We start from the raw sequence: 23,298 nt of genomic DNA, 5'->3' as shown, positions 1-23,298 counted from the left end.
GCGCCCAGTGGGGGGCGGGGCGAGGGTTGTCAGTCCGCCGTCACGTTCGCCGCCCGCGCCACCGGCCCCCAGACCGCGTCCTGCGCGCGGATCGTCTCCGCCAGCTCCGCCCGGGTGGAGCCCACGGGCTCGGCCGCGAGGTCGCGCAGACGGGCGGCCACCGCGGGGTCGCGCGCGATCGCGACCATCGCCGCCTCCAGCCGCGCGGCCTGCGCCTCGGACAGGCCGCGCGGGCCGACGAGGGCGAGCCAGGTCTCCGCCACGAAGCCTGGCACGCTCTCGGCCACCACGGGAACCTCCGGCGCCAGCGCCGAGCGCGCGGGGGAGGCGATCGCGACCGCCCGCGCCCGCCCGTCCCGCGCCGGCGGCAGCCCGGTCACGACGGTGTCGGTGTAGAGGGCGATGGTGCCGGTCAGCAGGTCCGGCAGGGCGGGTCCCGTCCCACGGTAGTGCACGAGGGTGCAGTCCCGCCCGATCTCGCGCATCAGCAGCACGACCGCCAAGTGCTGGGTGGTGCCCGCCCCCGGCGTGCCGCAGGGCAGCGGCCCCTTCTCCAGCGCCGCGCGCAGCGAGGCGATGTCCGTGATGCCCGCCCGCGGCGCCGCCAGGAACACGACGGGGATCGCGGCGAAGCGGCTGATGGGGGTGAAGTCCGCCAGCGGGTCGAAAGGCATCGTGCGGTAGATGTGGCGGTTGATCACCAGCGGCCCGGCGGGCACGGCCCCGAGCACGCTGCCGTCCGGCGCCGCCTTGGCCACGGCGTCCGCCGCGATGTTGCCCCCCGCCCCCGCGCGGTTCTCCACCACCACCGTGCGCCCGAGGCGGGCGGAGAGCCCCTCCCCCATGACGCGCGTCAGCAGGTCGATCCCGCCGCCGGGCGGAAAGCCGACGATCAGGCGGATCGGCGGCTGGGACCCGGACGGCCCGCCCGCCAAGGACTGCGCCCGGAGCGGCGCCGCCGCGAGCAGCGCGAGGGCCGTCGCGCCGAGAATCGCAAGGGGACGGGGCATCGCGCGCTCTCCGGGCAGGTCGGGCCGGACGGTCCCGCCCGCCGCCGGCCCCGTCAACCCGGGCCTCCCGCCCTAGTTCGGCGCCAGCACCACCGCGGCCTGGGCCGAGGCGCTCACCACGATGTCCTCCGCCTGCGCGACCGGGGCGGGCGCGGCGCGGGCCATGGTCGCCAGGGCGGGGCGGGGCATGGCGAGGTCGGTGGCCTCGAGGTTGACCTCCGCGATCCGCTCCACCCGCATGCCCAGATCCGCCGCCACGGCGTCGGCGCGCCGGCGCAGCGCGTCCAAGGCCAGGCCGGACGCCTCCTGGCGCGCGGCGCGGAGGGCGTCGCGCGAGAGCCCGTGGGCGATGCCGCCCAACGCCAGGCCGCGCGACTGGAGCGCGCCCACGAGTTCCAGCAGGGCCGCCGGGCTCGCCGCCCGCAGGTTCAGCGCCTGGCTCGCGACCCAGCGCGCCGGGTCCTCCTGCCGCCAGGTCCCGTAGGCCCCGGTGGAAGCGGTCACGCCCGGCGCGGCCCGCGCCGCCTCCAGCGCCGCCGCCATGGCGCGGTTCACCGCCGCCTGGGCCGCCGCCGGCGTGGCCTCCCGCGCCTCGGCGCGGAGCGTCGCGCTCACCTCGTCCGGCGCTCGGGTGACCTGCGCCGATTCCGAGAGCCGGAGCAGCGTGCCCGGCCCCGGAAAGACCGGCGGCGCCTGCGCCCGGGCTGCCGCGGCGGGCAGCGCCAGGAGGAGGAGCAGGAGGCTTCGTCTCATCCCTCCAGCCTGCCCTCCGCCCGTGGCGAAGATGCGGCAGCCCGCGCGTCAGCCCTTCCGGTTCGGCAGCACCGCGCTCATCACCTGCCGCGCGGTGTCGAGGATCACCTGGCCCTTGTCGGGGTCGTGCAGCAGCGCCGAGGCGAAATGGGTGGCCTGCGCCACCTGCGTGTGCGGCGGCAGCGGCGCGACGTTCGGGTCCGTCCGGATCTCCAGCACCACCGGGCGGTCGGCGGCGAGCGCCTCGTCCAGCGCCTCGCCCACCCGCGCCGGGTCGTCGACGAAGATCCCGCGCAGCCCCGCCAGCTCGGCGAAGCGGTGGTAGGGGAAGTCCGGCAGCCGCTGCGTGTCCTCGAACTTCGGCATGCCCTCCATCACCCGCTGCTCCCAGGTCACCTCGTTCAGGTCCTGGTTGTTCAGCACGAGGCAGACCCAGGTCGGGTTGGACCAGTGCCGCCAGTGCTGGGCGACGGTGATCAGCTCCGCCATGTTGTTCATCTGCATGGCGCCGTCGCCGACCATGGCGATCACGGGGCGGTCGGGATGCGCCATCTTCGCCGCGAAGGCGTAGGGCACCGCCGCCCCCATGCTGGCGAAGCTGCCCGAGAGCGAGCCCCGCATCCCCCGCCGCATCATCAGGTTCCGCGCGTACCAGTTCACGGCCGACCCGGAATCGCTCGTCAGGATCACCCGGTCCGGCAGCCGCGAGGACAACTCCTGGAACGGCAGCTGCGGGTTCACCGGGTTCGCCGCGGCCCGCGCCCGGCTCTCGATCAGGTCGCGCCACTTCCGGTTGCCCTCCGCGATCCCCTCCCGCCAGGCGGTGTCCTCCTTCTGGTCGAGCAGCGGCAGCAGGGCGCGCAGCGTCTCGGCCGCGTCCCCCGTGAGCGGCACCTCCATCGGGTAGCGCAGGCTGAGCATGGCGGGCTGGAGGTCGACCTGCACGCCCCTCGCCTGCCCCTCCTTGGGCAGGAACTCCGACCACGGGAAGCTCGATCCCACCATCAGCAGCGTGTCGCAGTCCTGCATCAGGTCCCAGCTCGGCCGGGTGCCGAGCAGCCCGATGGTGCCGGTCACCCAGGGCAGGTCGTCCGGCAGCACGTCCTTGCCGAGCAGCGCCTTCGCCGCCCCCGCGCCCAGCCGGTCCGCCACCGCCTCCAGCTCCGGCGCCGCCTCCCGCGCCCCGGCGCCGACGAGGATCGCGACGCGCTCGCCCTCGTTCAGCACCGCCGCCGCCCGCCGCAGGTCCTCGTCGCGCGGGATGACCCGCGGCGGCGTCCAGCCCACGCCCGAATGGTTCGTGCCATGGGCGTGCGGCGGGTCCTCGTAGGCCTCCTCCGAGAGGTCGTTGGGGATGATCAGCGCCGTCACGCGCCGCTCGCCCATGGCCGTGCGCATGGCGCGGTCCACCAGGTGGCGCATCTGCGCGGGCACCGTGGCCTGCTGCACGTAGGCGCCGGCCACGTCCTTGAAGGCGCTCAGCAGGTCCGCCTCCTGCTGGTAGTGGCCGCCGATCGCCGTGCGCACCGTGTGCCCGGCGATGGCCAACATCGGCATGTGGTCGGCGGCCGCGTCGTACATCCCGGTGATGAGGTGCGTGGCGCCGGGCCCGCTGGTCGCGAGGCAGACGCCCACCTCGCCCGTGAACTTGGAATGCGCGCTGGCCATGAAGGCCGCCATCTCCTCGTGCCGCACCTGCACGAACTGGATCTTGTCGGTGCCGAAGCGCTGCAGCCCGCCGAGCAGCCCGTTCACGCCGTCGCCGGGATAGCCGAAGACCCGGCGCACGCCCCAGGCGTGCAGGCGTTCCCAGAAGAAGTCGCTGACCTTCTTCGCCATGAAGTCCCCGCTGTCGATCGAAGCTGGTGCGTGGCCGTCCGGGAGGGGCGCCGCGTGACGCCCCCCTGGCCGGGGGCTCCCGGGGAACGCCCCCCTTCCGGCGCGGGTTGCGCGATTGACGGGAGGGGGAGGGGGGAGGACCCTGGCACCCCTCCCCGCATTGCGCCGCCCCGGCCGCGGTCCCCCTCCCCGCCCGCCCGGACGCGCCCATGCCCCTCTGGCTCGCCGCCACCCTCTCCGCCGCGCTCTTCCAGTGCTGGCGCACGGCTCTCCAGCAGAAGCTCCGCGGCGCCCTCTCGCTCAACGCCGCGGCGGTCGTGCGCTACCTCTACGGCGTGCCGCCCGGCCTTGTTCTGGTCGGCGCCTGGTGGTGGGCCACGGACGGCACGATCCCTCATTTCGGCCCGCGCGCCCTTCTTCTCTGCGCGCTCGGCGGGCTGCTGCAGATCTTCGGCACGGTCTTCCTCATCGCCTCCTTCGCGCCCCGCGGCTTCGCCGTCGGCACGGCCTACTCCAAGACCGAGGCGCTCCAGGGCGCGGTCTTCGCGATCATCCTTCTCGGCGAGCACCTCTCGGCCCTGAGCTGGGCCGGCATCGCGCTCGGGGTCTGCGCGGTGCTCTGGCTCTCCCTCGCGGGACAGGTCTCCAGCCTCCGCCAGGCGCTGCGGGCCACCGCCCAGCCCGCGGCCCTCTGCGGCGTCGCCGCCGGAAGCTGCTTCGGGCTGACGGGAATCGCCATCCGGGCCGCAAACCAGGACCTCGCCGCGGCCGACACGGTGCTCGGCGCGCTCTGCACCGTCGTCGTCACCAACGTCATGCAGACCGTGATGCAGGGCGGCTGGCTGCTGGCGCGGGAACCCGCCTCGGTCGCGGCCGTGTTCCGCAACTGGCGCAACGCGGCGCCGGTCGGGCTGCTCTCCTCCCTCGGCTCCGTCTGCTGGTTCACCGGCTTCGCCCTCGCCCCCGTGGCGCTGGTGCGCTCGGTCGGGCAGGTGGAGATCGTCTTCACCCTCGCCTTCGGCCGCTGGTACCTGAAGGAGCCGCTGAAGCCGCGCGACGCCGTGGGCGCGCTGCTGATCGTCCTCAGCGTCGTGCTCGTGGTCCTCGGGTGAGAAGCCGGCGGGTCACCGGGCCCGCCGCGCCCATCACGATTCCGCGGTGCGCCGGCCCAACCCCGCGACCCCCATCCCCCGTGCCGGACCGGGCGAAAGAGCAACGGAGTCCGGCCCCGCTGGGCTTGCCGCGCCCGGCGCGAGGGGGCCGGCGGCGCCGCGCGGGCGGGGCTGGGCCGTCCAGGGGGCGTCGCGTCGCGGACGCCGCTGTGGCAGGGCTGCGCGCATGACCCTGCGCTTCGACCCGCCCGCCGGCACGCCCCACCTCCCGCGCCTGATCCTTCTCCACGGCGCCGCCTGCGGTCCCTGGATCTGGGGCGAGGGCTTCGCGCAGCGCCTCGCCGCCGCGGGGCACCCCTGCGTCGCCGTGACCCTGCACGCCGCCACCCTGTCGGAGCGCGTGGCCGCCGTCCGGGCCGTGCTCGAGGAGGGACCCGCGCTCCTGGTCGGCCACTCCCTCGGCGCGCTGATCGCCCAGCGCCTGTTGGACGACGCCCGCGTCCGCGGCGCCGCGCTCCTCGCCCCGGTGCCGCCGGAGGGCCTCTGGTGGTCGAACGCCCATCTCGCCGCCTCCGACCCGGCCCTCTGGGGCGAGGTCGCGCGGCTGACCGGCTCGGGTGAGCCCTCCTTGGCCCTCGCGCGCGGCCTCTTCGGCCCCGGCATGGACCAGGCCACCGCGATGATCCACGCGGGACGCCTGCGCGACGAATCGCCGGCCGCCCTCATGGAGGCGCAGATGCCCCAGCCCGTCACGCCCGGCTGGGTCCACGGCCGCCCCGTGCTCGTCCTCGGCGCCGAGCACGACCGGCTGATCCCGCGCGACGCCATGGAGCGCTGCGCCGGCTGGCACGGCGTCGCGGCCCGCATCCTGCCGGGCACCGGCCACCTGCTGATGCTGGACGCGGGGTGGGAGGCCGCGGCCGACCGGATCTCCGCCTGGGCGCCGACGGGCTGAGGCCGCTCAGCCCGCCCGCATCCCCGTCGCCCGGACCACCTCGCCCCAGCGGGGGCGCGCGCGGGCGATCCAGGCCGCCGCCTCCGCCGGCCCGCCGGTGAGCGACGACAGGTTCCAGCCGGCGAAGCGGGCGCGCACCGCCTCGTCGTCGAGCAGGCCGGTCGCCAGGGCCGCGATCCGGGCCGCCATCCCCGCCGGCAGGCCGCGTGGCGCCAGGAGGAGGTTGGCGAACTCCATGTCGAGCCCCGGAAAGCCGAGCTCCCCCAGCGCGGGCACGCCGGGCAGCGTGTCCAGCCGCCCGGCGCTCGAGACCGCCAGGGCCCGGACCCGCCCGTCCCGCACGAAGTCGGGCGCCCCCGAGATGGCGAGAAAGCCGACGGGCACGTTCCCGGCCACAAGGTCCGTGAGGGCGGGCCCGGAGCCGCGATAGGGCACATGGACCAGCGCCGAGGCCGGCAGGCCGGCCGCGAGGCGGAAGCCCTCCATGGCAAGATGGCCGGGCGTGCCGATCCCGCCGGAGGCATAGGGCAGCCCCCGCGCCCGCGCCGCCTCGACGAAGCCCGCGAGCGAGGAAATGCCGGCCGAGGGATGCGCCAGCAGCACCTGCGCGAAGCTCCCGAGGATCGCCAGCGGCTCCAGCGCCCCGGGGTCGTAGCCGAGGTCGGGGTAGAGGTGCGGGTTCACCGTGAGGGTCGTGTCGATCGTCAGCAGCAGCGTGCGCCCGTCCGGCCGGCCGCGCGCGGCCTGCGCCCCCGCGAGGTTGCCGCCGGCCCCCGCGCGGTTGTCCACCAGCACCGTGCCGCCCGGCCCCGGATCCGCCCCGGCCCGCGCCATCCGCTCCGCCAGCAGCCGCGCGATCCCGTCCGAGGCCGCGCCGGGCGGGAAGGGAACGACGATCCGGTGGGGGTCCGGCGCCTGCGCCAGCGCCCCGCGCGGAAGGAGGGCTCCCGCGGCGAGCGCGAGGGCGCCCCGCCTTCCGGAATGGCCCATCAACCGACCCTCATCCCGGTGTCCCGCGCGATCCGTCCCCAGCGCTCCCCGGCGGCGGCGATCCAGGCCGCCGCCTCCGCCGGCCCGCCCGCCTCCGGGTCCACCCCCCAGCCCTCCAGCCGCTCCCGCGCCGCCGGCTGGGCCATCACGGCCGCGACCAGCCCGGCCCAGTCGCGCCGGACCTCGGCGGGCAGCCCGCGCGGGGCGACGAGCACGAAGGCGAAGCGCACGTCGAAGCCCGGCTGGCCGAGCTCCGCGACCGTGGGCGCCTCCGGCAGCATCGCCATCCGCCGCGTGCCCGAAACGGCGAGGCCCCGCAGCCGCCCGTCCCGCACGAAGTCCGCGCCGCCGCCCACCGCCAGGAAGCCGACCCCGACCTGCCCGGCGATGAGGGCCGTCAGCGCCTCCGCGTTGCCGCGGAAGGGGACGTGCTCGAAGGCGGCGGGCGGCAGGCCGAGCGAGGCCCGGAGCGCCTCCATCGCGAGATGCCCGGGCGAGCCGTTACCGCCGGAGGCGTAGAGCAGCGGCCGCGCCCGCGCCGCGGCGGCCAGCCCCGCGAGGTCCGTGATGCCCGAGGCCGGGTTCACCAGCAGCGCCAGCGGGAAGGTCCCCGCGATCGCCACCGGCCCGAGGTCACGGGCGAAGTCGAAGCCGGGATTCGCGTAGAGGTGCGGGTTGAGGCTGAAGGTGGTGTCGATCGCCAGCAGCAGCGTCCGCCCGTCCGCCGGCGCCCGGGCGACCTGCGCGGCCGCGATGTTGCCGTTCGCGCCCGGCCGGTTGTCCACCACCGCCGTCCCGCGCAGCCGCTCCACCGTGCCGCGGGACGCCCCGTCGGCGAGCAGGCGCGCCACCCCGTCCAGCGCGGCGCCCGGAGGGAAGGCCGCGACGATCCGCATCGCCTCGCCCTGGGCCAGCGCGGGAAGGGCGCCCAGCGCCATCAGCCCCGCCGCGCGCCGCGTGATGATCATCGTCCGCACCGTTTCCCCGCCCGACCGGCCTACCGCCGGTTTCCGCATGGCCCTAGCCTGGGATGGGGAAACAGCCGGAAGCAAGGGCCAGGATGACGGTTCGAAACGTGCTCTTCGTCATGGCGGACCAGTTCCGCTGGGACCACCTGTCCTGCGCCGGCCACCCCCACCTGCCCACGCCCAACCTCGACGCCCTGGCCGCGCGCGGGGTGCGCTTCGCCCAGGCCTACGTGCAGTCCGGCATCTGCGGGCCGTCGCGCATGTCCTACTACACGGGCCGCTACGTCTCCTCGCACGGCGCCACCCACAACCGCGTGCCGCTCTCGGTCGGCGAGGTCACGCTCGGCTGGCACCTGCGCGAGGCCGGGCGGAAGCTCGCCCTCGCCGGCAAGACCCATGTCCTGCCCGACGCGCGCGGCCAGAAGCGGTTGGAGGTGGACGGGGCGAGCGACCTCAAGGCCCTGCTCGACGAGGGCTGGTTCACCCTCGTGGACCGGCACGACGGCCACCACGGCGAGCCCGACTCCGCCTACGCCGACTGGCTGCGGAGCAAGGGCTACGACAGCCCCGACCCCTGGACCGACTACGTCATCGCCGTCGACGGCCCCGACGGCCCGCTCTCCGGCTGGAAGATGCGCAACGCCCGCTACCCCGCCCGCGTGGCCGAGGAGCACAGCGAGACCGCCTACACCACCGACACCGGCATCCGCTTCATGGAGGAGCGGGGCGAGGAGCCCTGGGTGCTCCACCTCTCCTACGTGAAGCCGCACTGGCCCTACATCGCCCCTGCCCCCTACCACGCGATGTTCGGGCCGGGGGACTGCCTCCCCGTCGTCCGCGGCGAGGCCGAGCGCGGGCCCGACGCCCATCCCGTCCTCCGCGAGTTCCAGAACGAGGAGGTCGCCCGGAACTTCGCGCGCGACGAGACGATCGCGACGGTGCGCCCCGCCTACCAGGGCCTCATCGCCCAGCTCGACCACCACCTCGGCCGCGTTTGGGAGGCGATGGAGCGGCTCGGCCGCTGGAAGGACACGCTGGTCGTCTTCTGCGCCGACCACGGTGACTATCTGGGCGACCACTGGCTGGGCGAGAAGGAGCTCTTCCACGACCCGATCCAGCGCGTGCCCTTCCTCCTCTACGACCCCTCGTCCGAGGCGGACGCCACGCGCGGCACGGTGGAGAACCGCTTCGCCGAGGCGATCGACGTCGTCCCCACCATCCTCGACGCCCTGGCCCTCGACTCCGCCGAGCACCTCGTCGAGGGCCGCTCCCTCCTGCCGCTGACCCGCGGGCGGGAGGTGGCCTGGCGCGACGCCGCCTTCTCGGAGCTGGACTGGACCTTCCGCGGGGCCCGCCGCCGCCTCGGCCTGCCCACCGGCCACCACCACGCCTGGATGGTGCGGACGGAGCGCTGGAAATACGTCCACTGGACCGACGGCCTGCGCCCCATGCTCTTCGACCTCGCCGCCGACCCCGAGGAGCTGCACGACCTCGGCGCCGACCCCGCCATGGGCGAGGTGTGCCGCGAGATGCGCGAGCGCCTGCTGGCCTGGTTCGGCGGCCTGAAGCGCCGCACCACCATCACCTGGGCCGAGGCGGAGCTGCGCACCGACAGCCACAAGCGCGCGGGCGTCTTCCTGGGCGAGTGGTGAGGGGCCGCCGCGCCGCCCCATATCCCCCACCCAGAGGAGCCCGAGCCATGCCGATCGACGAGAGCCGAACCTTCCTGCCCGTGAACATCGCGGTGCTGACCGTGAGCGACACCCGCGACCTCGCCTCCGACCGCTCCGGGGACACCCTCGCCGCCCGCATCGAGGCCGCCGGGCACCGCCTGGCCGAGCGCGCCATCGAGCGCGACGAGGCCGGCGCGATCGAGGCCCATCTCCGCCGCTGGATCGCCGACCCCGCGGTGGACTGCGTGATCACCACTGGCGGCACCGGCATCACCGGCCGGGACGTGACGCCCGAGGCCTTCGCCCGCGTGCTGGAGAAGGAGATCACCGGCTTCGGCGAGCTGTTCCGCATGCTCAGCTACGCCAAGATCGGCACCTCCACGATCCAGTCCCGCGCCATCGGCGGCGTCTCGGGCGGCACCTACCTCTTCGCTCTGCCCGGCAGCACGGGGGCGGTGAAGGACGCCTGGGACGACATCCTCGTCCACCAGCTCGACGCCCGCTTCCGCCCCTGCAACCTCGTGGAGCTGATGCCGCGCCTCCTGGAGCACCTCCGCGCGGCCTGAGCGCCCCGCCGGCAACTTCCCGCTTCCCGCCCACGTTCGGAAGCCTGGAACGAACGGAGGCAACACATGGCAGACAGCGGCTTGCGGATGGCCCGGCCCGGCGAGGCGGTCCCCTTCGAGATCCCCGGCGCGACCGGCGCGTTCAAGATCCAGATCCTGAACGAGGACCGGTCGAAGGGCGTCGTCACCTCGATCGTCCACCTGCCGGCGGGCGGCGTGATCCCCGCCCACTACCACGACGCCGGCTCCGAGATGCACTACGTGATCGAGGGCGACCTGACCGAGGCCGGCGAGCCGATGGCCGTCGGCGCCTTCCTCACCCACGCCAAGGGCGTGGTCCACGGCCCGCACGAGAGCAAGGGCGGCGCCAAGGTCCTGACGGTCCAGACCTGGCAGAGCGAGGGCGGCAGCTTCGACTTCCGCCCGGCCGAGGGCGGCCAGTCCGGTGCTTCCCAGTCCGGCGCCCCCCAGGGCGGCTCCGCGTCTGGCACCGGCCCGGCCGGCGGTTCCTCGTCGCCCCCCGGCCCCGGTGGCGCCTCGAGCTCCACCAACGCGGACGCTGAGACGCAGGAAGAGGCCGCCGAGGACCACAAGAACAAGGGCTACTCCTGACCCCCTGATGGCGGCCGCCCCGGCCGGGGCGGCCCCTCAGGCCAGGGCGCGCGCGAAGACCGCGGGGTCCACGTTCCCGCCGCTGATCACCACGCCGACCACGCGGCCCCGCGCGGAAACCTTCCCGGCCAGCACGGCGGCCAGCGCCACCGCGCCGCCCGGCTCCACCACGAGCTTCAGGTGGTCGAAGGCGAAGCGCATCGCGGCGATCACCTCCTCCGGCGTCACCGCGACCCCGCCCGCCAGCCGCGGGCCGTTCACCGCGAAGGTGATTTCCCCCGGCCGGATCGACAGCAGCGCGTCGCAGAAGGTCGAGCCCTTCCCGTCCGCCGAGAGCCGCTCCCCCGCCGCGAGGGACCGGGCGGTGTCGTCCCACCCCTCCGGCTCGGCCGCGACCACCTCCGTCCCCGGGCTCGCTCCCTCCACCGCGAGGGCGCAGCCGGCAACGAGCCCGCCGCCCCCCGTGCAGACGACCAGCGCGTCCATCCTCAGCCCCGCCGCCGCCGCGTCCTCGATCAGCTCGAGCCCGACGGTGCCCTGGCCCGCGATCACGTCCGGATGGTCGAAGGGCGGGATGAGGGCGGCCCCGCGCTCCTCGGCCAGGCGGCGGGCCAGCGCCTCGCGATCCGTGCCCAGCCGGTCGAAGAAGGTGATCTCCGCGCCCCAGCGCCGCGTGCTCTCGACCTTGATGGCCGGCGCGTCCGCGGGCATGGCGATCAGCGCCCGCACGCCCTCCGAGGCCGCCGCGCTCGCCAGGGCCTGGCCGTGGTTGCCCGAGGAATGCGTCACCACCCCGCCGCCCCGCCGGTCAGCCGCCAGGCGCAGCACGGCGTTCGTCGCGCCCCGGAACTTGAAGGAGCCGGTCCGCTGCAGCGGCTCCGGCTTCACCAGCACCACGCCGCCGGCCAGCGCGTCGAGCACGGGGTGGCGCAGCATCGGCGTGCGGACGACCCGCCCCGCCAGGCGCGCAGCGGCCTCCCGCACGTCGTCGTGGGTCGGAAGCGGCATCATGCGAAGGCCCTCGCAAAGCGGCGCGGGTCCACGAGCGGCACGATGTCCCGCAGCCCCTCCGGATCCTCGTCGTTGATCAGCGCCGCGAGGAGGCGCCCGGCGGCGGGGGCGGTCTGGATGCCGTAGCCGCCCTGCCCGCAGTTCCAGAAGAAGCCCGACGTCTCGGAGGGGCCGATCGCCAGCCCCCGGTCCGGCGTGAAGGTCCGGAGCCCCGCCCAGCGGTGCTCCACCCGCCGCACGGGGATGTCGAGCGCCTGCTGGAAGCGATCCGCGGCGATGGCCACGTCCAGCTCGTCCGGCTGGGCGTCGCAGGGGTCGCTGTCCGTCTCGTCGGCGGGCGAGACCATGAGCTTCGTCCGCGCCTCCGGCCGCGCGTACCAGCTATGGGCGACGTCCCCGAGAAGCGGCCAGCCCGAGACGTCGTGCGGCGCGGGATCGACGACCAGCGCCGTCCGCCGCTTCGGCTGCAGTCCCAGCGGCGCGACCCCCGCGAGGCGCGCCACCTCGTCCCCCCAGGCCCCGGCCGCGTTCACCAGCACCGGCGCGGCGAAGACGGCGCCGTCGCTCGTCTCGGCGTGCCAGAGGCCGTTCTCCCGCCAGATCCGGCCCGCCCGCTGCCGCAGCGCCAGCACCCCGCCCCTCGCCCGCAGCGCCCGCAGGAAACCCTGGTGGAGCGCGGCCACGTCCATGTCGAAGGCGTTGCGCTCGATCGCGGCGGCCACCGCGTAGCCGGGGCGCAGCGCCGGGGCCATGGCGCGGACCGCCTCGGGCGTGATCGGCTCCACCCCCTCGCCCCGCGCCATCAACGCCTCCAGCGCCGGCACCTGCCCGGGCGGCGCCAAGTGCACGACGGGCCGCGGCGCCATGAGCGGCGCGTCCGCGAAGCCTGGCGGCGGGTCGCGGAAGAAGCCGCCCGAGGCCGCGGTCAGCACCTGGGCGTCCGGCGTGCCGTAGTTGAGGATCCAGATCGCCGCCGAGCGGCCGGTGGTGTGGTACCCCGCGCTCTCCTCCGCCTCGAGGAGGGCGGTGCGGCGGGTGGGCGCCAGGTGGGCCGCCGCCGTCGCGCCGCCGATGCCGGCCCCGATCACCAGCGCGTCCAGGTGCTGAATGTCCATGCCGGCATGGTGCGGCGCGGTGCGCATGGCGGCAACCCACCCGCCGGCGTTGACCTCGTTCCACGCCCGATCTAGGTGCGACCCGCCATCTCACGATCCCCGCCGGCAGAACCCGCCCCCTCGCCGGGACGCCGCCCCAACCTCGGCCGACTCCGCCCCGCGCCTGACCCCTCCCTCCGGGTTTCCCCCATGTCCGACCCCGCCGCCCCGCCGGCCATCCTCCTCCGCGGCCTGACCCGCGAGTTCCGCGGCCGCGGCGCCCCCTTCCGCGCGCTGGACGGCGTCTCGCTCGAGGTCGCGCCGGGCGGGATCTTCGGCATCGTCGGGCGCTCCGGCGCCGGGAAGTCCACCCTGCTGCGCTGCGTGAACCTGCTGGAGCGGCCCGACGCCGGCACGGTCTCCGTGCTCGGCCGCGAGATGACGGCGCTCGACGAGGCCGCGCTGCGCGAGGCGCGCCGCGGCATCGGCATGGTCTTCCAGCACTTCAACCTTCTCTCCGCCCGCACCGTCGCGGGCAACATCGCCTTCCCGCTCGAGATCGCCGGCATCCCCCGCGCCGAGCGGGAGGCGCGCGTCGCCGAGCTGCTTCCGCTGGTCGGCCTGGAGGCGCGGCGCGACGCCTACCCGGCCCAGCTCTCGGGCGGCCAGAAGCAGCGCGTCGGCATCGCCCGCGCCCTCGCCTCCCGCCCGCGCGTCCTTCTCTGCGACGAGGCCACCAGCGCGCTCGACCCCGAGACGACGGAGGAGATCCTCGCCCTCCTCCGCGACATCCGCGACCGCCTCGACCTCACGGTCCTGCTGATCACCCACGAGATGGCCGTGGTGAAGGCAATCTGCGACCGGGTGGCCGTGATGGAGGCCGGCCGCGTGATCGAGCAGGGCCGCGTCTTCGATGTCTTCACCCGCCCGGCCCACCCGACCACCCGCCGCTTCGTGGCGGAGGTGATCGGCCATGTCGTGCCGCCCGGCACCGTCGCCCGCCTGCCCGCCCCGAACGCGGGGGAGGAGCGCCGCCTCCTCCAGGTCCTCTTCGCCGGCCCCTCCTCCACTCGCGCCGTGGTGAGCGAGGCCTCCCGGCGTTTCGGGCTGGACCTGAACATCGTCTCCGGCCGCATCGACGCCATCGGGGCCGAGCCCTACGGCCTCATGGCCCTGGCCGCCTACGGCCCGCCGCCGGCCATCGCGGAGGCCGTCGACTGGATGCGCGGCCTCGGCCTCGACGTCGCCGAGATCGCGGGAGAGGACGCGGCATGATCCCCTGGCTCCCCCCGGCCCTGACCGACCTCCTGATCGAGGCGACCTGGCAGACCCTGCTGATGACCTTCGGGGGCGCCGTCGTCGCCGTCGCCCTCGGCCTGCCGCTTGCCCTCCTGCTGCACACCACCGGGCCGGACGGGCTCTCGCCCAGCACCTGGCTGAACCGGCCGCTCGGGCTGCTGGTGAACGCCGTGCGGTCCACGCCCTTCATCATCCTGATGGTGGCGATCGTCCCCTTCACCCGCCTCGTCGCCGGCACCTCCATCGGCACCACCGCGGCCCTGGTGCCCCTGTCGCTGGCCGCCACCGCCTTCATCGTCCGGCTCTTCGAGAACGCGCTGCGCGAGGTCGACCTCGGCGTGATTGAGGCCGCCCGCGCCATGGGCGCCACCCGCACCCAGATCATGGCCCGCGTGCTCGTGCCCGAGGCCCTGCCCGGGATCATCGCGGCCATCACCGTCACCCTCGTCGGCCTTGTCGGCTACTCCGCCATGGCCGGCGCCATCGGCGGCGGGGGGCTGGGCGACCTCGGCATCCGCTTCGGCTACCAGCGCTTCATGCCCGAGGTCATGGCGACGGTGGTCGGCATCCTCATCCTCTTCGTCCAGGGGCTGCAGTCCCTGGGCGACTGGCTCGTCCGGCACTTCAGCCGGCGCTGAAGAAAAGGAGACCCCCTCATGCTTCGCCGCTCCCTCCTCCTCGCGACGCCCGCGCTCGTGCTCGCCCGCGGCGCCCTCGCCCAGGGCGCCGCTATCGGCACGGCGGCCCGGCCGCTGCGCGCCGGCGTCACCTCGGGCGTCCACGCCCAGGTGCTCGAGCGCGTGCGCGACCTCGTCGCCCGCGACGGGCTGGTGGTCCGCATCACCGAGTTCTCGGACTTCATCCAGCCGAACGTCGCGCTTCAGGGCGGCGAGATCGACGCCAACACCTACCAGCACCAGCCCTTCCTGGACGCCCAGAAGGCCCAGCGCGGCTACGACTTCGTGCCCGTCGGCAAGACCGTGCTGACGGCCATGGCCGTGTTCAGCCGCAAGGCGAAGGCGCTCTCGGACCTGCCGAACGGCGCGCGCGTCGCCATCCCGAACGACCCGACTAACGGCGGCCGCGCCCTCGTGCTGCTCGCCGGCGCCGGGCTGTTCACGCTGCGTCCGGGCGCCGACTTCCGGGCGACGGTGGCCGACATCACCGAGAACCCGAAGCGCATCCGCATCGTGGAGCTGGAGGCCGCCACCATCGCGCGGGCCATCGACGACGTGGACGCGGCCGCGATCACCGGCAACTACGCCGTGCCAGCCGGGCTGATGCCGGGCCGCGACAGCCTGGTGGCCGAATCGGCCGAGGGCGCCCGCACCAATCCCTACACCTGCCTCGTCGTCGTGCGGCGCGCGGACGCGGCGGCGCCCTGGGCGGCCAGGCTCGCCGCCGGCTACGCCGACCCCTCGGTGAAGGCGTTCGTCGAGCGCGAGTTCGGCGGCGCCGTCGTTACCGGAGCCTGATGCCAGAAGGGGCCGGGGGATCGCTCCCCCGGCCCCTTCCCGGCGTTGCTCAACCCGCCGCCTCAGGCGTCGGGCGAGATGACCATGCAGTTCCCGCGCGAGCGCAGGCGGTCGCAGGCGCTCTGGGCCGCGTCGCGCGACAGGCCGGAGACGCGGGCGCGGTAGAGCGTGCTGCGGCCCTGGGCCACGGGCGTCACCACCGCGCGGCCGTTGCCGGCGCCGTTCCGCGCCTGGCCCGCGGCGTCGCGCGCGAGGTTCTCGCTGGCGAAGGCGCCGACTTGGATGGCCCAGCTGCCCGTGGCGGCCGGTGCCGGCACCGGTGCCGATGCCACGGGAACGCTGGCCCGCAGGACGCCCGGCGGCGTGCCGCCCTGGCGCGGCGTCGGCGGCGGCAGCGTGCTGGCCTGCGCCCGGCCAAACAGGGCGAAGGGCCGCGAGGCCGGGCGCTCGGGCGCCGGGAAGGACGGCCGGGCCTCGGCCGCGGCAACGGCGATGGAGCGCGGCGCGGCGGAGGCCGCGGGCATCGGCGGGTCCGGGATCGGGTCCATCCGGGCCACCACCACCGAAGCCGGCGCCGGCTCGCGCGCGTAGGTCGAGCCGTCGGGGATCGGGTCCATCCGCGACACGACCACCGGCGCGGACTCCCGCGAATAGGTCGAGCCGTCGGGGATGGGCTCCATCCGGATCACGTTCGGGCCGAGCGAGGCGAGCTGCGTCGGTGCCGGGGCGGGCGCCGGCGCGCTGGACCCGTAGGTCGAGCCGTCCGGGATCGGCTCCATGCGAATGACCTGCCCGGCCGGGAGCTGCGCGACCTGGATGCCCGGGTCGACGCCGCGCCGCTGCTCGCGCAGCGCCAGCATCGTCGCGGGGTCGCCCGTGCGGCGCGGCGGCGGGTTGAGCGAGATGTCGGCCGCCGCGTAGACCTCGTCCGGCGCGCGCCGATTCGGGTGGGCGCCCTGGATGCGCGGCCCGATGCGCGCGACGTAGTTCCGCGTCTCGTCCGGCATGCGCCCGCCGGCCCAGAGATAGTTCTCGAGGCGCCGCGGGCCGCCGTTATAGGCCGCGAGGAAGCCGGGCGAGCCGTAGAGCTCGTACATCTCCCGGATATAGGCGGTGCCGGCCATCAGGTTCGACCAGGGGTGATAGGGGTCGTCGCCGAGGCCGTACTTGGCGTTCATCTCCGCGTAGGTGCCGGGCATGAGCTGCAGCAGGCCCATGGCGCCGACGCGGGAGGTGGCGGTCAGCCGCCCGCCGCTTTCCTGGCGCATCACCTCGCGAATCCAGCGCTCCGGCACATCGAAGCGGGCCGAGGCCTCCTTGATGTAGGGGCCCCAGGGGTCCGAGGCGCTGCCGGGGGGATCGTAGCTCGCGAGCCGATTCGACGAGGTCGCCCGGAGATTCGTGCCCGGGCCACTCGAGTCGGGCTGGCTTCCGCAGGCGGCAAGCGCCGCCACGAGAGACATCGCCGCCAGCGCCCGCGCCCCGCGCGCCAGGCCGCGCTGGCGCGCTCCTCGAGCGATCAGGTTCATCCCCTCAACCCCCTGTTCCCTGCCCGGCCGGCAAACCGGCCGGTGCGAGGACCCCTGGCCGCGCGTCCCCACGCGCCGCCACCGGCCCCCGCCGGCTGCGATTGATTGTCGCAGAACAAGGGCTAACGGATGCTTGGCGCCGCGGCAAGGAGACTTTGCGGCGCCGCGGGGGCGGCCCGGCGCGGGGGCCGGGGGAAAGCCTTCAGGCCCTCCCGGGGCATCCGGCACGCCGGCCGCCCGTTTGCCTCCCGGCCGGGGCTGGTCCCGGGCGGCGGGGAACCCAATCTTCCCCGAAAGGCTCGTCTTCCAGGAAGGAATCGCCATGGCCCCTTACCAATTCGACACACGCCGCGGCGGGATGGTTGCGCTGCGGGCCACCCTTGCCGCCGCGCTGCTGGCGGGCGGGCTCGCGGCCTGCGCGCCGCAGGACACGGGCGGCGTCTACAGCACCGCCGCCATCGGCCGGACCGCCGCGGTGTCCTACGGCACGATTGTCGGCACTCGGCCGGTGACGGTGCGCGGCGGCGGCAGCGGGCTCGGCACGGCGGCCGGCGCGGTCGCGGGCGGCGTCGCGGGCTCCTTCATCGGGGGCGACCCGCGCTCGAACGTGCTCGGCGGCCTGGGCGGCGCGCTGCTCGGCGGCCTCGCGGGCAACGCGATCGGCGGCGGCGTCAGCACCGGACAGGCGGTGGAGTTCACGGTCCGCGAGGACACCGGCGGCGACTTCCAGGTGGTCCAGACGAACGAGGAGGGGCTCCAGGCCGGCGACCGCGTGGTCGTCTCCCGCGGGGACCGCACCCGGATCAGCCGCGCGGCCGGCGGCCCGCCCCCCGCGGCCGCCTACCAGCCGCCGGGCTACCCGCCGGCCTACGGGCAGCAGCCCTACGCGCAGCCAAGCTACGGCCAGGGGGAGTACGGCCAGCCGGGCTATGACCGGTCGCCCTACGCCCAGCCCGGCTACGGCGCCCCGGCCGGCTACGCCTCGCCCTACCCGGGCGGCGCCTACCGGTAGGACCATAGCGCGGGCCTGGAATGGCCGGGCCGGGGGGCGTTCGGCTGGCAGAGCGGGCGCCCCCCGGTGTATAGGCCGCCCCCATGCTTGCAGGCCCGCTCTCTCTTCCGGAAACCTTCGCCTTCGACGCGGCCGCGCCGCGCCGGGGCGAAATGGCCCGCGCCGACCTGCGGGACGGCTTCGCCTCCTGGCGGCTCGCCTGGGCCCTGGCGCGGCTCGACCTCCGGAACCGCTACCGCGGCTCGGTGATCGGGCCCTTCTGGATGACGCTGTCCACGCTGCTCATGCTGGTCGGCCTCGGCCTGCTCTACGCGCGGCTGCTCGGCCTCAGCCTCGGCGAGTACCTCCCGCACCTGACGGTCAGCCTCGTCGTCTGGAACGTCATCGCGGGCATGGTGACCGACGCCTGCACGACGATGACGACGGCCGAGGGCGTGATCCGACAGCTCCGCGTGCCCTTCACGGTGCACGCGCTCCGCAGCGTCTTCCGCAACGGGCTGACGGCGGCGCACAGCCTGCCGCTCATCCCCATCGTCTTCCTCGCCTTCGGCCACCTGCCGGGCCCCGAGGCGGTCCTCGCGCTGCCCGGCCTGGCCCTGCTGCTGCTGAACGCCTTCTCCGCCTCCATGCTGCTCGGCATGATCTGCGCCCGCTTCCGCGACATCGGCCCGATCGTCGCCAACGTCATGCAGCTTGCCTTCTTCCTCACGCCCATCCTCTGGAAGCCCGAGCTGCTGAAGGACGCGGCCGTGTGGCTGCCGCTGAACCCCTTCTACGCGGTGCTGGAGACGCTCCGGGGCCCGCTCGTGGAAGGGCATGCCGGCGGCCTCACCGTCTGGGTGGCGGCGATTCTCTACTCGGCGCTGCTCGGCGGCCTCGCCTACGCCTTCTTCGTCCGCTTCCGCGGCCGCCTGGCCTTCTGGGTCTGATCCGATGGTCCAGATCGAGGCCCAGGGCCTGCGGGTCGAGTTCCCGCTCTACCATCTCGGCGCGCGCAGCCTGAAGAAGCGCCTCCTGGCGCGCGCGGCCGCCCGGGTGCGCACCGACGAGTCCAACCGCGTGGTGGTGAGCGCGCTGCGCGACCTCGACTTCCGCATCGCCTCGGGCGAGCGGGTGGCGCTGATCGGCCGCAACGGCGCGGGCAAGACGACGCTGCTGCGCTCGCTGGCCGGCATCTACGAGCCCGTGGGCGGGCGGCTGCTGATCGAGGGCTCGGTCGGCTCCCTCATCGACCCCGCCGCCGGCATGGACCACGACAGCACCGGCCGCGAGAACGTCCGGCTGCGCGCCCTCTACCGGAACCTCGACCCCGACGCGCAGGACGTCCTGGAGAAGGAGGTCGCCGACTTCGCGGGGCTCGGCGAGTTCATGGACGTGCCGATCAAGAGCTACTCCGCCGGCATGTCCATCCGTCTGGCCTTCGCCATCGCGACGGCCATGCAGCCCCAGATCCTGCTCATGGACGAGTGGTTCATGGCCGGCGACGCGGCCTTCATGGAGAAGGCGGAGGCGCGCCTGGCCAACCTCGTCTCCGGCGCGGACATCCTCGTCATCGCCACCCACGACATGACCATCGCCCGCCGCTGGTGCACCCGCGCCATCCACCTCGACGCCGGGCAGATCGTGGCGGACGGGCCGGTGGAGCCGGTGATCGAGGCGATGCTCGCCCAAGGCTGAGGCTTCGGGCCGAGGCGTGGCCGGGGTAGGCCGACCTCAGCGCCCTTCCCCGAGCGGCCTCGCCGGCACCCCGCCGACCCGGGCGCCGGGCGGCACGTCCCGCACGACCGCGGACCCCGCGCCCACCACCGCGTCCGCGCCAATGACCATGCCGGGCCGCACCGAGGAGCCGACGCCCACCAGCGCGCGCTCCCCCACCATCACGCCGCCCGCCAGGGCGCAGCCCGGGGCGACGTGCGCGGCCGGTCCGAGCCGGTTGTCGTGCTCGACCACCGCCGCCGTGTTGACGATCGCGAGCAGGCCGATCTCGGCGTCGGGCCCGAGGCAGGCGCGCGCCATCACCACGGCGCCCTCCAAAACCCGCGCCGTCGGCGAGAGCTGCGCGGCGGGGTGCAGCACCGGGGGAAGCCGGAAGCCGAGTTCGGCGAGGCGCCCGCCCATCGCCTGGCGAAGCCGGTTGTCGCCGAGGGCGACGACGGCGTCGGCGGCTCCCTCCGCCCGCAGGCGCTCGAGCCGCTCGTTGCCCCCCAGCACCGGGACGCCGAGCACCATGGGCGCCGGCGGCCGCGGGTCGAGGATGCCGAGGGGCGGTGGAAACCCGGCGGCCCGCAGGGCCTCGATCACCACCTTGGCGTGGCCGCCGCCGCCGATGATCACCACGCGCGGACGTTCGGGCAGGAGGGGACTCCGGGGCTTTCTGGATCGGAAGCCGGGCCCGCGGGAAGGACCGGCTCGGCACCGCATCGTCGCACGCGCGCCCGCGCTTGTCGCGCCGCCTGCCAGCGCCCCCATCCCCGCCCGCGGCGCGAAACGGCCCCTGCCGCGCATGGCCGGAGCACGCCCGGCGGCGTCTTGTCCCCCCGACCCGGGTGGCCTACCGCTGTGGCCGATGGAAACCCGGTCCCAATGACCCTGTGGCTCGATGTGGAGGACCTCTTCCACTACGCCCTGCGGAACCCGCGCCCGAGCGGCATCCAGCGCCTGTCCTTCGAGCTGTATGTCGGCCTGCGGGAGGTGCTGGGCGAGAACGTGCGCTTCTGCCGCCACGACCCCGTCGGCGACGCCTTCCGCACCGTCCCGTGGGAGGCGGTGGAGGGCCTCGTGACCGCGATGCTCCGGCCCTCCGCCGAGGCGCCGCGCGGCGCCGCGCCCCCGGCCCCTCCGGGCGGGCCACCCCAGGAGGCGAGCCTGGCGCGCAACCTCGCCGGCCGGCTTCCGCTGGAGATGCGGGACCCGCTGATGCAGGCCGTGGCGTCCCAGAAGACGGCGCTCGCCGCCCAGCTGGCGGCGCTGCGGCACGGCGTGCGCTCGCTCCGCGCCGCGCCGTCGCTCCTCCGTGGGCGGGGCCAGGCCGGCGACGAGGGGTCCGCCGCGCACGGCGAGGACATCCGCGGCCTCGCCCGGCACGGCGACGTCCTCGGCGTCATCGGCTCGCCCTGGTTCCACAGCGACTACGGCGGCTTCGTCGCCCGCGCGACGGCCGGCTGCGGCATGCGCACCGCGCTGCTCGTCTACGACCTCATCCCCCTGCTCCGGCCGGAATGGTTCGACACGGGGCTCGTGCGGGTCTTCGGCCGCTGGTTCCGCGGCTTCGCGCCCCGGGCCGACCACCTCTTCGCCATCTCGGAGGCGACCGCGCGGGACGTGGAGCGCTGGTCCGCGCGCGAGGGGGTGCCGCTGCGCCTGCCCGCGCATACCCTGCCGATCGGCACCGGCTTCACGGGCCCGCCGGTCGCGGCCGCGGGCACTCTCCCCATGGGCCTGAAGCCCGGCGGCTACGCCCTCGTCGTCTCCACCATCGAGGCCCGCAAGAACCACGTCCTCGCCTTCCGCGCCTGGCGGCGGCTGGTGGAGGAGATGCCGCCCGAGGCGGTGCCCCAGCTCGTCTTCGCGGGGAAGGTCGGCTGGCTCGTGCAGGACCTGATGCAGCAGATCGAGAACTGCGGGCACCTGGGCGGCAAGATCGTGATCGTGCCCGGCCCGACGGACGCGGAGCTGGTCGCCCTCTACCAGGGCTGCCGCTTCACCCTCTTTCCCTCCCTCTACGAGGGCTGGGGGCTCCCGGTGACGGAGAGCCTCTCCTTCGGGAAGCTCTGCATCGCCTCCGACCGGACCTCCCTGCCCGAGGCGGGCGGGACCTTCTGCCTCTACATCGACCCCGAGAACATCACCGGCGCCACCGAGACGATCCGCCGCACCTGCACGGACGACGCGCTGATCGCCGAGCGCGAGGCGGCCATCCGGGACGGCTTCCGCCCCGTGCCGTGGCGCCGCCCGGCGGAGGTGCTGGCCGGCCATCTCGGCCTCGCGCCCCCCGCCTGACGGGGGCCGGGCCCGCCTACTCGCCCGCGGCCACCCGCGCCCGCCAGTCGGTGAGCACGCTCGAGAGCGTCTCCTCCCAGGGGATCAGGGGCGACCAGCCGAGCACCTGCCGCGCGAGGCCGGAATTGCCGCGCACGCGCTCCACGTCCGTCGGCCGCAGCCGCGCCGCGTCCTGCTCCACCGCCGCCTCGACGCCGGAGAGGCGGAGGAGGGTCTGCAGGATGTCGCCGATGCGGCGGGGCGTGCCCGAGCAGATGTTCAGCGCGACGCCGGGCGCGAGGAGGTCGGCCTTCGAGAGGGCCGCGACATAGGCCGAGCAGACGTCCCGCACGTCCAGGAAGTCGCGCCAGCGGTCGAGCGCGCCGGTGCGCAGGACCGCGGGCTGCCGCCCCGCCTCGATCCGGGCGATCTGGTGCGCGAAGGCCGCCACCGAGAAGCTGTTGGCCTGGCCCGCGCCCGTGTGGGTGAAGGTGCGCAGCCGCACCGCCCGCAGCCCGCGCAGCGCCATCTCGCCCACCGCCAGGTCCGCCGCCGCCTTGCTGGCGGCGTAGGGGTTGGCGGGGGCCAGGAGGGTGTCCTCCGCCACCGATTGGCTGGACTGGAAGGCCAAGCCATAGACCTCGCCCGAGGAGGCCATGAGGAAGGAGGCGCCGGGCGCGGCCTGCAGCACCGCCTCGCCGAGCGCCACGGTGCCGAGCACGTTGGTGCGCCACACCGCCGGCTGGTTGCGGAAGGAGGCGCCGACATCGGCGTAGGCCGCGAGGTGCAGCACGGCGTCCGGCCGCACGGCCGCCACCGCGTCCACCATCGACGCGCCGTCGTCGATGTCGAGCTCCACCGTCTCGTCGGCGCCGGAGAGCGGCCCCTCGGACATGTGGCGCCGCGCGCCGATGAGCGCGGCCTCGGGGAAGGCGGTGCGCAGCGCGACCAGCATGTGGCGCCCGACGAAGCCGCCGGCCCCGGTCACGAGTATACGGGCGGGACGCCCCGGGCGCCCTGACATGGGACGCCCTAGCGCTGCCGCGCGCGGTGACGGGCGAGGTCGGCCTCGACCATCTCCTTGATCATGTCTTCCAGGCTCGTCTCGGCCGTCCAGCCGAGCTTCTCCCGCGCCTTGGAGGCGTCGCCCAGCAGGACGTCCACCTCGGCCGGGCGCATGAAGGCGGGGTCCACCTTCACGAAGTCCTGGTAGTCCATCCCCACATGCGCGAAGGCGATCCGGCACATGTCGCGCACCGTCACGGTGCGGCCGGTGGCCACCACGTAGTCGTCGGCCTGGTCCTGCTGCAGCATCAGCCACATGGCCTTCACGTAGTCGCGCGCGTGGCCCCAGTCGCGCTTGGCGTCGAGGTTGCCCATGAGCAGCTCCGAGGCCAGGCCGAGCTTGATGCGGGCCGCCGC

23 protein-coding genes are annotated in these 23,298 nt (G+C 75.2%); 12 read left to right on the top strand and 11 right to left on the bottom strand.

From position 1 onward, the window contains the following. Positions 1–29: 29 nt before the first annotated feature. The 3 genes from EAH89_RS22280 to EAH89_RS22270 form a co-directional block, all read right to left on the bottom strand. Positions 30–1,010 (bottom strand): Bug family tripartite tricarboxylate transporter substrate binding protein, encoded by a 981-nt coding sequence (locus EAH89_RS22280; RefSeq protein ID WP_140885905.1) that lies wholly within the window; start codon positions 1,008–1,010, stop codon positions 30–32. 72 nt (positions 1,011–1,082) lie between these two features. Then, on the bottom strand, positions 1,083–1,763 hold the full coding sequence (locus tag EAH89_RS22275; protein WP_140885904.1) for an SIMPL domain-containing protein: 681 nt from the start codon (positions 1,761–1,763) through the stop codon (positions 1,083–1,085). Positions 1,764–1,811: 48 nt separating this feature from the next. Beyond that, positions 1,812–3,602 (bottom strand): thiamine pyrophosphate-requiring protein, encoded by a 1,791-nt coding sequence (locus EAH89_RS22270; RefSeq protein WP_140885903.1) that lies wholly within the window; start codon positions 3,600–3,602, stop codon positions 1,812–1,814. 209 nt (positions 3,603–3,811) lie between these two features. Between EAH89_RS22270 and EAH89_RS22265 the strand changes: the two genes are divergently transcribed. Both EAH89_RS22265 and EAH89_RS22260 read left to right on the top strand, forming a co-directional pair. Further along, on the top strand, positions 3,812–4,714 hold the full coding sequence (locus EAH89_RS22265) for an EamA family transporter (protein WP_140885902.1): 903 nt from the start codon (positions 3,812–3,814) through the stop codon (positions 4,712–4,714). 226 nt (positions 4,715–4,940) lie between these two features. Continuing rightward, positions 4,941–5,669, top strand: coding sequence for an alpha/beta hydrolase (locus tag EAH89_RS22260; RefSeq protein ID WP_140885901.1), 729 nt, complete (start codon positions 4,941–4,943; stop codon positions 5,667–5,669). A 6-nt stretch (positions 5,670–5,675) separates the two neighbouring features. Here the strand turns inward: EAH89_RS22260 and EAH89_RS22255 are convergent, their stop codons facing one another. Together EAH89_RS22255 and EAH89_RS22250 are read right to left on the bottom strand one after the other, a co-directional pair. After that, entirely contained in the window at positions 5,676–6,659 is a 984-nt protein-coding gene (locus EAH89_RS22255) for a Bug family tripartite tricarboxylate transporter substrate binding protein (RefSeq protein ID WP_140885900.1), read from the bottom strand. Further along, complete coding sequence (locus EAH89_RS22250) at positions 6,659–7,627, bottom strand: Bug family tripartite tricarboxylate transporter substrate binding protein (protein ID WP_161993714.1); 969 nt, start codon at positions 7,625–7,627, stop codon at positions 6,659–6,661. The genes EAH89_RS22255 and EAH89_RS22250 overlap by 1 nt, the downstream gene beginning before the upstream one ends. A gap of 92 nt (positions 7,628–7,719) precedes the next feature. Here EAH89_RS22250 and EAH89_RS22245 point away from each other — a divergent pair, with 92 nt between their 5' ends. The 3 genes from EAH89_RS22245 to EAH89_RS22235 all read left to right on the top strand — a co-directional run bounded on the left by EAH89_RS22245 (position 7,720) and on the right by EAH89_RS22235 (position 10,478). Further along, positions 7,720–9,279, top strand: a complete 1,560-nt coding sequence (locus EAH89_RS22245; RefSeq protein ID WP_140885898.1) for a sulfatase-like hydrolase/transferase — start codon at positions 7,720–7,722, stop codon at positions 9,277–9,279. Between the two features lie 47 nt (positions 9,280–9,326). After that, positions 9,327–9,866, top strand: coding sequence for a molybdenum cofactor biosynthesis protein B (moaB, locus tag EAH89_RS22240; RefSeq protein WP_140885897.1), 540 nt, complete (start codon positions 9,327–9,329; stop codon positions 9,864–9,866). A gap of 66 nt (positions 9,867–9,932) precedes the next feature. After that, positions 9,933–10,478, top strand: a complete 546-nt coding sequence (locus EAH89_RS22235; RefSeq protein ID WP_140885896.1) for a cupin domain-containing protein — start codon at positions 9,933–9,935, stop codon at positions 10,476–10,478. 36 nt (positions 10,479–10,514) lie between these two features. Here the strand turns inward: EAH89_RS22235 and EAH89_RS22230 are convergent, their stop codons facing one another. Together EAH89_RS22230 and EAH89_RS22225 are read right to left on the bottom strand one after the other, a co-directional pair. Then, positions 10,515–11,489 (bottom strand): threonine ammonia-lyase, encoded by a 975-nt coding sequence (locus EAH89_RS22230; protein WP_140885895.1) that lies wholly within the window; start codon positions 11,487–11,489, stop codon positions 10,515–10,517. Beyond that, positions 11,486–12,631, bottom strand: coding sequence for an NAD(P)/FAD-dependent oxidoreductase (locus tag EAH89_RS22225; RefSeq protein ID WP_241667149.1), 1,146 nt, complete (start codon positions 12,629–12,631; stop codon positions 11,486–11,488). Before EAH89_RS22225 ends, EAH89_RS22230 begins: the two co-directional genes overlap by 4 nt. Positions 12,632–12,793: 162 nt before the next feature. Between EAH89_RS22225 and EAH89_RS22220 the strand changes: the two genes are divergently transcribed. Genes EAH89_RS22220 through EAH89_RS22210 form a run of 3 tightly spaced genes read left to right on the top strand, consistent with a single transcriptional unit; the run spans position 12,794 to position 15,357 of the window. Continuing rightward, positions 12,794–13,858 (top strand): methionine ABC transporter ATP-binding protein, encoded by a 1,065-nt coding sequence (locus EAH89_RS22220; RefSeq protein WP_140885894.1) that lies wholly within the window; start codon positions 12,794–12,796, stop codon positions 13,856–13,858. Continuing rightward, positions 13,855–14,520 carry a methionine ABC transporter permease gene (locus EAH89_RS22215; RefSeq protein ID WP_140885893.1) on the top strand — a complete coding sequence of 222 codons (666 nt, stop codon included), beginning with the start codon at positions 13,855–13,857 and terminating at the stop codon, positions 14,518–14,520. The genes EAH89_RS22220 and EAH89_RS22215 overlap by 4 nt, the downstream gene beginning before the upstream one ends. 18 nt (positions 14,521–14,538) lie before the next feature. Next, the gene (locus EAH89_RS22210) at positions 14,539–15,357 is read left to right on the top strand and encodes a MetQ/NlpA family ABC transporter substrate-binding protein (protein WP_140885892.1); all 819 of its coding nucleotides are present in this window, start codon (positions 14,539–14,541) and stop codon (positions 15,355–15,357) included. Positions 15,358–15,419: 62 nt separating this feature from the next. Here EAH89_RS22210 and EAH89_RS31475 read toward each other — a convergent pair whose 3' ends face one another. After that, positions 15,420–16,886, bottom strand: a complete 1,467-nt coding sequence (locus tag EAH89_RS31475; protein WP_161993713.1) for a transglycosylase SLT domain-containing protein — start codon at positions 16,884–16,886, stop codon at positions 15,420–15,422. Positions 16,887–17,208: 322 nt separating this feature from the next. On the opposite strand from EAH89_RS31475, the gene EAH89_RS22200 reads away from it, so the two are divergent. The 3 genes from EAH89_RS22200 to EAH89_RS22190 all read left to right on the top strand — a co-directional run bounded on the left by EAH89_RS22200 (position 17,209) and on the right by EAH89_RS22190 (position 19,575). Beyond that, a complete protein-coding gene (locus EAH89_RS22200; protein ID WP_241667148.1) occupies positions 17,209–17,898 on the top strand; it encodes a glycine zipper 2TM domain-containing protein in 690 nt (229 codons plus the stop codon). A gap of 83 nt (positions 17,899–17,981) precedes the next feature. After that, the gene (locus tag EAH89_RS22195) at positions 17,982–18,827 is read left to right on the top strand and encodes an ABC transporter permease (protein ID WP_140885891.1); all 846 of its coding nucleotides are present in this window, start codon (positions 17,982–17,984) and stop codon (positions 18,825–18,827) included. A 4-nt stretch (positions 18,828–18,831) separates the two neighbouring features. Further along, the gene (locus EAH89_RS22190; protein ID WP_140885890.1) at positions 18,832–19,575 is read left to right on the top strand and encodes an ABC transporter ATP-binding protein; all 744 of its coding nucleotides are present in this window, start codon (positions 18,832–18,834) and stop codon (positions 19,573–19,575) included. A 36-nt stretch (positions 19,576–19,611) separates the two neighbouring features. Here EAH89_RS22190 and EAH89_RS22185 read toward each other — a convergent pair whose 3' ends face one another. Beyond that, positions 19,612–20,235: an acetyltransferase gene (locus EAH89_RS22185; RefSeq protein WP_206667648.1), complete on the bottom strand. Its 624-nt coding sequence runs from the start codon at positions 20,233–20,235 to the stop codon at positions 19,612–19,614. Between the two features lie 246 nt (positions 20,236–20,481). Between EAH89_RS22185 and EAH89_RS22180 the strand changes: the two genes are divergently transcribed. Beyond that, complete coding sequence (locus EAH89_RS22180) at positions 20,482–21,897, top strand: glycosyltransferase family 4 protein (protein ID WP_140885888.1); 1,416 nt, start codon at positions 20,482–20,484, stop codon at positions 21,895–21,897. Positions 21,898–21,913: 16 nt separating this feature from the next. Here EAH89_RS22180 and EAH89_RS22175 read toward each other — a convergent pair whose 3' ends face one another. Then, positions 21,914–22,900, bottom strand: a complete 987-nt coding sequence (locus EAH89_RS22175; protein WP_140885920.1) for a GDP-mannose 4,6-dehydratase — start codon at positions 22,898–22,900, stop codon at positions 21,914–21,916. 8 nt (positions 22,901–22,908) lie between these two features. Then, a complete protein-coding gene (locus EAH89_RS22170) occupies positions 22,909–23,286 on the bottom strand; it encodes a GDP-mannose 4,6-dehydratase (RefSeq protein ID WP_456306522.1) in 378 nt (125 codons plus the stop codon). Between the last annotated feature and the right edge of the window lie 12 nt (positions 23,287–23,298).

This window comes from Muricoccus nepalensis (assembly GCF_006438825.1).
GTDB lineage: Bacteria > Pseudomonadota > Alphaproteobacteria > Acetobacterales > Acetobacteraceae > Roseomonas > Roseomonas nepalensis.
This window is presented reverse-complemented; position numbering and strand designations above follow the sequence as displayed.

What these genes read in the sequence shown, in the direction of transcription:
- EAH89_RS22200 (WP_241667148.1), top strand. Translation starts at nt 17,209, where the DNA reads ATGGCCCCTTACCAATTCGACACACGCCGCGGCGGGATGGTTGCGCTG.
- EAH89_RS31475 (WP_161993713.1), bottom strand. Translation starts at nt 16,886, where the DNA reads ATGAACCTGATCGCTCGAGGAGCGCGCCAGCGCGGCCTGGCGCGCGGG.
- EAH89_RS22265 (WP_140885902.1), top strand. Translation starts at nt 3,812, where the DNA reads ATGCCCCTCTGGCTCGCCGCCACCCTCTCCGCCGCGCTCTTCCAGTGC.
- EAH89_RS22255 (WP_140885900.1), bottom strand. Translation starts at nt 6,659, where the DNA reads ATGGGCCATTCCGGAAGGCGGGGCGCCCTCGCGCTCGCCGCGGGAGCC.
- EAH89_RS22230 (WP_140885895.1), bottom strand. Translation starts at nt 11,489, where the DNA reads ATGATGCCGCTTCCGACCCACGACGACGTGCGGGAGGCCGCTGCGCGC.
- EAH89_RS22250 (WP_161993714.1), bottom strand. Translation starts at nt 7,627, where the DNA reads ATGATCATCACGCGGCGCGCGGCGGGGCTGATGGCGCTGGGCGCCCTT.
- EAH89_RS22235 (WP_140885896.1), top strand. Translation starts at nt 9,933, where the DNA reads ATGGCAGACAGCGGCTTGCGGATGGCCCGGCCCGGCGAGGCGGTCCCC.
- EAH89_RS22225 (WP_241667149.1), bottom strand. Translation starts at nt 12,631, where the DNA reads ATGCGCACCGCGCCGCACCATGCCGGCATGGACATTCAGCACCTGGAC.
- EAH89_RS22270 (WP_140885903.1), bottom strand. Translation starts at nt 3,602, where the DNA reads ATGGCGAAGAAGGTCAGCGACTTCTTCTGGGAACGCCTGCACGCCTGG.
- EAH89_RS22280 (WP_140885905.1), bottom strand. Translation starts at nt 1,010, where the DNA reads ATGCCCCGTCCCCTTGCGATTCTCGGCGCGACGGCCCTCGCGCTGCTC.
- EAH89_RS22195 (WP_140885891.1), top strand. Translation starts at nt 17,982, where the DNA reads ATGCTTGCAGGCCCGCTCTCTCTTCCGGAAACCTTCGCCTTCGACGCG.
- EAH89_RS22245 (WP_140885898.1), top strand. Translation starts at nt 7,720, where the DNA reads ATGACGGTTCGAAACGTGCTCTTCGTCATGGCGGACCAGTTCCGCTGG.
- EAH89_RS22260 (WP_140885901.1), top strand. Translation starts at nt 4,941, where the DNA reads ATGACCCTGCGCTTCGACCCGCCCGCCGGCACGCCCCACCTCCCGCGC.
- EAH89_RS22220 (WP_140885894.1), top strand. Translation starts at nt 12,794, where the DNA reads ATGTCCGACCCCGCCGCCCCGCCGGCCATCCTCCTCCGCGGCCTGACC.
- EAH89_RS22180 (WP_140885888.1), top strand. Translation starts at nt 20,482, where the DNA reads ATGACCCTGTGGCTCGATGTGGAGGACCTCTTCCACTACGCCCTGCGG.
- EAH89_RS22175 (WP_140885920.1), bottom strand. Translation starts at nt 22,900, where the DNA reads ATGTCAGGGCGCCCGGGGCGTCCCGCCCGTATACTCGTGACCGGGGCC.
- EAH89_RS22215 (WP_140885893.1), top strand. Translation starts at nt 13,855, where the DNA reads ATGATCCCCTGGCTCCCCCCGGCCCTGACCGACCTCCTGATCGAGGCG.
- EAH89_RS22275 (WP_140885904.1), bottom strand. Translation starts at nt 1,763, where the DNA reads ATGAGACGAAGCCTCCTGCTCCTCCTCCTGGCGCTGCCCGCCGCGGCA.
- moaB (WP_140885897.1), top strand. Translation starts at nt 9,327, where the DNA reads ATGCCGATCGACGAGAGCCGAACCTTCCTGCCCGTGAACATCGCGGTG.
- EAH89_RS22190 (WP_140885890.1), top strand. Translation starts at nt 18,832, where the DNA reads ATGGTCCAGATCGAGGCCCAGGGCCTGCGGGTCGAGTTCCCGCTCTAC.
- EAH89_RS22210 (WP_140885892.1), top strand. Translation starts at nt 14,539, where the DNA reads ATGCTTCGCCGCTCCCTCCTCCTCGCGACGCCCGCGCTCGTGCTCGCC.